The sequence below is a fragment of the uncultured Subdoligranulum sp. genome, from assembly GCF_937890665.1.
The window spans coordinates 1-6,671 of record NZ_CALADU010000103.1 but is presented as its reverse complement, the minus strand read 5'-3'; the positions used below and the strand labels follow the sequence as shown (position 1 = coordinate 6,671).

The window sequence follows — 6,671 nt, the reverse complement described above, 5'->3', positions numbered from 1 at the left end:
TGAAGCAGCATAGTACATATATCCGCCCCTGGGTGGACGAGAAGCTGGCAGAATTGAAATGTGAATATTTATGAGGTATCCAAATGAAAATTTTTGTCAACGAACCCATACATCCGGCAGCAATGGACCTGCTGCGGTCACGGGCTGAAGTTGTCTCCGAATGGGAGGATGTCCCGGCTGTCAGCGCGGCATTGGTGCGGACAACAAAAATTGGACCTGATTTTTTAAATCGAGCGAAGCAGCTGCGCGTGATCGGAAAGCACGGGATCGGGTACGACAATATTGACATTGCATCTGCGAAGGAGAGAGGGATTGCTGTTGTCTATACTCCTTTGGCGAATGTCAACTCGGTGGCTGAACTGGCGGTATCTCTTTTCCTTGCGTTGGCCCGAAAGCTGGTTTCCGCTCAAAAATTGATACGTTCCGGAGAGTGCACCAGGATCGCGCCCCCTGAGCTGACGGGCACTGAGTTGAGCGGAAAGACAGTGGCCCTGATCGGCCTTGGACACATTGCACAGCAGGTTGCACAGATTCTAGGAGTCGGTTTTCACTGCCACCTTGTGGGATATGACCCATATGTTTCCCGGGAAAAAATGGCTACGCTGGACATTGAGAAAGCAGATTGTTTGAAAGAAGCGCTGAGGGCGGGAGATTTGATCAACATCAGCGTGCCCCTCAATGACAGCACCCGTGGTATGATCGGCTCCGCGGAACTGGGCGTCTGTCGCCCCACTGCAATTCTGGTCAATACGGCACGTGGCGGGATTGTAGATGAGGTGGCGCTCTATGAAGCGCTGTCCCGTAATGAGCTGGCTGCGGCAGCAAGTGATGTTTTTGCCGTCGAGCCTCCCGGTGTGGATATGCCGCTGATGTCTTTACCCAATTTTCTGCCCACTCCGCATATAGGCGCCAATACGGAGGAGGCGCTTTATCGTATGGGGATTACGGTAGTGGAAGATCTTTTCGCCGTTCTGAACGGTGTTTCTCCACGATTTCCTGTTCCGTAAACGGATGAGATAAAAGAAAGGAGATTCACTATGCAACCCAAAAATTCCATTCGTCGAAAGCCTGCTTTTCCGGACGGCATGTTGATCGTCCTTGGAGTCATCATACTGTGTGTCATCGTGACTTGGTTTATTCCTTCGGGTCAATACGACCGTATTTTAGATGCCAGCGGACGGCAGATCGTTGATCCAAACTCTTTCCATTATATTGAAAGCGAAAAAATCAGTCTCCTGCGTATTCCACACTTTATTGTAGAGGGTACGATTGCACAAGCGGAAATGATTTTCTTCCTGCTGACGATCGGTGGCTGCTATGAAATCGTAATGCACACCGGAGTGCTTCAGGCGATCATAGCCAGAATGGCCAAATGGAAAGTGCGGGACATGGCGTTTATACTGGTCTTTACGCTGGTGTTTGCCGTGATCGCAGCTCCTGCTGGCGGTGTAGTGTCTTTCATCGGATTTGCGCCCATTTTTGTCATGATCGCCCGGGCCATGGGCTATGATGCGCTTGTGGGCGTCTCTCTGGTGCTGCTAGGAGGTGCTGTGGGTGCTGCTGCTGGACCGATCACTCCCTTTACCACAGGCGTTGCCCAGGGAATTGCAGAACTGCCGCTGTATTCCGGCCTGTCTTACCGGATAATCTGCATGCTTGTTTTGTGGATTGTTACAGCCCTCTTTATTGCTCGGTATGCTAAAAAAGTTCGGTTGGATCCCTCAAAGAGCTATGTTTACGATCTTGAGCAGGTGCAGAAGAATCAAGAAGTAGAAAAGCACTATGACACCGATCTTTCGGCTCGACAGATCGCTATTCTGGTGATTTTTATTTTAGGCTTGTGCCTGATCATCTATGGCAGCCTTCGCCTGAACTGGGGCAATCGAGTTCATATGCAGATCTATCTGTGCATGAGCGTGATTCTTGCGATTGTTGGTAAGTTCAATCCCAATGAGACAGTCCGGGTCTTTGTGCGAGGAGCCAAGGGGATGCTGGCCGCAGCTCTGGTACTGGGGCTTTCCCGCAGTATTAGCATGATTCTGGATGAGGCGCTGGTTCTGGACACCGTTATTTACGGCTGCGCTGCGATTTTGAACGGGCTTCCCACGTTGCTGCGGGGGCCGGCTATGCTGATTGCCAATACGGTTGTCAATGTTTTCATTATTTCTGGAAGCGGGCAGGCTGCCGCAGTTATGCCGGTGTTCATCCCTGTTGCGGATTTGGTGGGGCTGACTCGTCAAACCGCTGTGCTGGCCTTCAATTTCGGCGATGGCTTTTCCAACTGGATCCTTCCGCATTCTGCTCCGCTGATGGGATTTATTGGTGCTACCAGCATCTCCTACGGAAAATGGTTTAAATACTTCTGGAAGCTATTCCTGCTTTGGAATGCCTTGGCCATGGCGCTTCTTTTTATTGCACAGTTAATGAACTATGGGCCTTTCTAAATGAAAAGGAGATCACGATCTATGATGACAAAAGAAGAAATTCTGAATGCTGCAAAAAAATGGGAAGATTTTTGCATCGCTCTGCGCAGGGATTTCCATGAATCCCCTGAATTGTCCGGGCAGGAAACTCAAACAATTGCTCGTATTTGTACTGAGTTACGTGCTGTGGGACTCTCTCCCATCGAAGTGCAAGATGGTGGTGTTTTAGCGGTAATCGAGGGAGATGCTCCTGGCAAAACCGTGCTTTTGCGGGCGGACGTGGATGCACTTCCTGTTCAGGAGGATCCGTGCAATCTTTTGCGCAAGAAAGAATGTGTCAGCAAGATCCCCGGCGTGTCCCATGTGTGCGGCCATGACTGCCATGCAGCCATGCTGGTCACTGTGGGGAAGATTCTTGCAGCCCGTCGGGATTTTCCTGGGCGAATTGTGCTCATGTTTGAACGCGGTGAAGAAGGGGGCGGCAATCTCCGGTATCTCATTGATTATCTGCAAAAGAACCATTGGGACATTGATGGAGTTTGGGGCATGCACCTAAACAGTGATATTCCCGCAGGAAAATTTGCGATTCGAAGTGGACCGTTGATGGCTGGGGGACTGATGTTTGACATCACATTGGTGGGTAAGGACGGACATGGTTCAAGGCCGGATTGGGCCAATAATCCTGTGGATTGCTTTCAGACGATTCAAACAGCATTGGATAAAATTCGTATGCGCGCGGTAGATCCAAATGATGCAATTACCTTTTCGATTTGCAGGGTGTCAACGGAGTCCCAGCGGCCCAATATTATTGGACGAACTTTAAATTTTGCCGGTACAGTTCGTTACTTTGATTTGGAAAGAGCATACCGTCCTTTCAGCAAGGCAATGCGGCGAATTATTGATAATATTGCCGATGCTTTTGAATGCGAAGCAGTATATAATCAGTTTGAGTGTATTGCAGTCCCTCTTATCAATCAATCTGATTGTTATGAAATTGCAAAGCAGACATTGACGGAGATTTTTGGAGAAGATCGTGTAGTGCAGGGGCCATTGAAGTTTGGATCAGAGACACTTTCCTATGTAATGAGCTTTTGGCCGGGTATGTATTTGAATTTGGGTATTAAAGATCCCACATTGGGTACTGGATCCGGTCATCATACGGCCAAATTCGATGTAGATGAATCGCAGTTCAAAACCGGTGTCGCGGCACACATCGGATATGCCCTGGCCTTCTTGGAAAGCTCAAAGAAAATACAGGATTTCAAGCCTTATGATGGAGATATTTGGGATCTGTTAGGCGAATAGGTAAATGGATTTTAAGGAGTGACCAGAAAAACATTGATATCTATTCTGGCACCTATGATGAACTGTTTTACAGTAGCGGTTATATTTTTAACCTTGCCCTGTGCACAGATGGGCAGGTCGAAATGACCTCTCGGAAGAATTGGGTACTCCATTAACAAGGGGAAGCCCTTGAAAACAATGTTTTATGGAGACATTTTCTGCGAAGATTTTCTTGTTTATGGGGATACCCGACTGTTCAAGCAGGTCTTCATATTACCATCCAGTTAAAAAAACACAGTACACCGGATGATGGAGGATATCTTCCCATCCGGTGTGCTGTCTTTTGGAATCCACTTTAACTGATCCCATGCAGTAGAATTTTGGCTTCATATGCAGATTATGGCGTGGAGATGCTGAAATAATCCGGAATATGCTTGGTAAACACACTGCCAGAGCCAAATTCATAAAGGATTGGAGGCGTCTCCCTTGTTTCATTTTAAATAATTGTTAGTCAGCTTCTCTATCCCTAAAAACAGAAGGTGGCTACATTATACTCAAGCAGGATCAGCCTCCCCTCATCGTCAAAGGGACCGATGCCCATGCCGTAGCGCATGGGGCTTGGCTCCCTCCGTGCCAGTGTCAAGTGCGCCCGCGTCCCCCGGGCGTTTGGCCGGGTTCCAGAACCAGAGACGCCCTGGAGCGGAAAGCGGACACCGGATCTTGATTTCCTGACAGCAGAAAATGTCTGCTTTGGACTTGGCGGGGATGCGCAAAAGCTTTTGCGCTTGCAGGCGCAAAGCCGTTGACATTCCAGACCACTGTCTTCATGACTGCAGCCCCTCCCTGCCCACCGAAGTGGGCTTTGGCATGCCCCAAGCCGGCAGTATAAAATCTCTTCCAGAAAAATACAATGTCTGCCCTTGCCGAATTTGTCAAGAGCAGGCATTGTTGTTTCCTCCTTGCAGCGGTTTTTCAGGGGCGTTGCAATTATAACCAAACCAGAGCCGAATGGGGGGAAGCCTTCCGAAATTTCTCCGGATAGGACATTCCGCAGTCTGTGGGGGCTATTTTTGCCGCAAATAATTACCGGCAACTTGGCCAGAAAGAGTCACCAGAGTAATTCGTTTCTATATTCGGCTTATGCTGGTAAGAAACTGTATAACACTGTTGGGTGAAGAGCAGATGATGTTGTTGATCTTGATGCCATCAGCTGCGTGGCCTCAAAATTCCAGGAGGCAGCCCGCATATCCATACCGATCTTTGTGCGGTTGACGAGCCGGGGCAGTACCACCAGCACCGCCTCCAGGAACGGCGTGATCACCTTCGCCATCCTGGTAGACGGCTTGACGACGGTGATCTGGCTGGACGGGCCGGGCAGGCATCTCTCGGCTCATTCCCCACGAAGCAGTGACCTGCCGCCCAAAATCATCCTAAGATTTGTACAAGATATTCCATTGACTTGCCTGTGTCTCTATGATACGTTTGACTCAAATTTGCAGCTTACGACAGGAGGCTTCTATGCGCTCAGAAATCGGAGTCGGCATCATCGGATGCGGCAGCGTTGCCAGATGGAAATATGTTAAAAACCTGGCAGAGATGTCAGGCGTCTCTCTTCGGGCCTTCTATGGTGGCCGGGCTGAGGAGTTCCAGCAGCAATACGGTGCTCCGGGTTCCGCAGTCTGTCGAGATCTGGCGGAATTTTTGGCCCGTGAAGACGTTGATGCCGTCTGTATCTGTACGCCGAACAACAGCCATGCAGAAATTGCCCTGGCAGCCCTGCGCGCAAGAAAGCATGTGCTGTGCGAAAAGCCCATGGCCATCTCCGCTGAGGATGCCGTTCGGATGGTCGAGACAGCGGAGCAGATGGGCGTCCTGTTGACAGTGGGGCACCAGTCCCGGTTCTCTCCCGCCGCTCAGGCCCTTTACCGCCAACTGCGGGAAGGCGCCTTCGGCTCCCTCTACTTTGCCCGGGCCAGCATGGTCCGGCGGATGGGAATCCCCACTTGGGGGCACTTTTTCGACCCAGCAGTCCAGGGTGGCGGATGTCTGATCGATCTGGGCACTCACGCTCTGGATCTGGCTCTGTGGTTGCTGAACGATTTTTCCCCGGCCTATTGCTGCGCCGGCATCTTTCGAGGCCCGGGAGACTCCCCTACTCCCGCCAACCGTTGGGGCACTTGGGACCCCGCCATGCTCCGGACGGAGACCGGTGCCTTTGGACAGGTTGTGCTGCAAAGCGGCACGGTGCTGAGTCTGGATATCAGTTGGGCCCTTCACGTGCCGGAAGACCGGGAAGAGACCGTTACGCTCTGCGGCACAGCCGCCGGGGCGGAGCTCTTTCCCGGCGGCTATACAATCAGCGGCACACAGGGCGCCCGCTTGGTCACTACCCGCTATCAGATGCCGGAGGAGCAGCAGAGCGCAAATCGGGCGCAACTGGAGGATTTTTTATCTTCCATCCGGAAGCATCGGCTGCCTCTGGTAACAGCAGCGCAGTCTTTAGTCGTAATGCAGATCCTATCAGGACTTTACCGCTCCGCGCGGGAACTTCGTCCTGTGGAATTTTAAGGAGGATGCAACTATGCACGAAGAAAAAGTAGCTCTCACCAAGAACCAGATCGCGGCGCTCCGGAGAGCGGCAGAGACTCGTTCCATTCAGGACATCTTTGTAGTGGCCTGTGGCGGCTCTTTGGCCACTCTGTACCCCATTCTGTACATTCTGGATCGTGAGACGAATGCCGTCCATGTATCCTCTGTCAATGCAGCGGAATTCTTCCATAACCCGCCACACCGGTTGGGAGATCACAGCCTAGTTATCTTGAATTCTCAAAGCGGCACAACACCGGAGACCGTTTCCGCCGCCCGTTTAGCGCACGAACGCGGGGCGCTTACTGCGGCGTTTACCACAGTACCAGGCTCCGCTATCGAGACTGTGGTGGATTTTCCCATTTACTATTATGACGA

At 51.2% G+C, this 6,671-nt stretch carries 6 protein-coding genes; 5 read left to right on the top strand and 1 reads right to left on the bottom strand.

All coding sequences use genetic code 11. The features are described 5' to 3' along the window. The first annotated feature begins 83 nt into the window (after positions 1–83). From Q0526_RS06255 to Q0526_RS06245, 3 genes are read left to right on the top strand one after another with little or no spacing between them, the layout of a single operon-like run. Complete coding sequence (locus Q0526_RS06255) at positions 84–1,007, top strand: hydroxyacid dehydrogenase (protein ID WP_298731667.1); 924 nt, start codon at positions 84–86, stop codon at positions 1,005–1,007. 30 nt (positions 1,008–1,037) lie between these two features. After that, complete coding sequence (locus tag Q0526_RS06250; protein WP_298731665.1) at positions 1,038–2,444, top strand: AbgT family transporter; 1,407 nt, start codon at positions 1,038–1,040, stop codon at positions 2,442–2,444. Between the two features lie 21 nt (positions 2,445–2,465). Further along, on the top strand, positions 2,466–3,728 hold the full coding sequence (locus tag Q0526_RS06245; protein WP_025544210.1) for an amidohydrolase: 1,263 nt from the start codon (positions 2,466–2,468) through the stop codon (positions 3,726–3,728). Between the two features lie 1,117 nt (positions 3,729–4,845). Here Q0526_RS06245 and Q0526_RS06240 read toward each other — a convergent pair. After that, positions 4,846–5,037: a hypothetical protein gene (locus tag Q0526_RS06240; RefSeq protein WP_136890800.1), complete on the bottom strand. Its 192-nt coding sequence runs from the start codon at positions 5,035–5,037 to the stop codon at positions 4,846–4,848. Between the two features lie 188 nt (positions 5,038–5,225). Here Q0526_RS06240 and Q0526_RS06235 point away from each other — a divergent pair, with 188 nt between their 5' ends. Both Q0526_RS06235 and Q0526_RS06230 read left to right on the top strand, forming a co-directional pair. Next, on the top strand, positions 5,226–6,275 hold the full coding sequence (locus Q0526_RS06235) for a Gfo/Idh/MocA family oxidoreductase (protein WP_298731659.1): 1,050 nt from the start codon (positions 5,226–5,228) through the stop codon (positions 6,273–6,275). A gap of 13 nt (positions 6,276–6,288) precedes the next feature. Continuing rightward, the coding region (locus tag Q0526_RS06230) for an SIS domain-containing protein (protein WP_298731657.1) at positions 6,289–6,671 on the top strand (383 nt) is incomplete at its 3' end.

What these genes read in the sequence shown, in the direction of transcription:
- Q0526_RS06255 (WP_298731667.1), top strand. Translation starts at nt 84, where the DNA reads ATGAAAATTTTTGTCAACGAACCCATACATCCGGCAGCAATGGACCTG.
- Q0526_RS06250 (WP_298731665.1), top strand. Translation starts at nt 1,038, where the DNA reads ATGCAACCCAAAAATTCCATTCGTCGAAAGCCTGCTTTTCCGGACGGC.
- Q0526_RS06245 (WP_025544210.1), top strand. Translation starts at nt 2,466, where the DNA reads ATGATGACAAAAGAAGAAATTCTGAATGCTGCAAAAAAATGGGAAGAT.
- Q0526_RS06240 (WP_136890800.1), bottom strand. Translation starts at nt 5,037, where the DNA reads ATGGCGAAGGTGATCACGCCGTTCCTGGAGGCGGTGCTGGTGGTACTG.
- Q0526_RS06235 (WP_298731659.1), top strand. Translation starts at nt 5,226, where the DNA reads ATGCGCTCAGAAATCGGAGTCGGCATCATCGGATGCGGCAGCGTTGCC.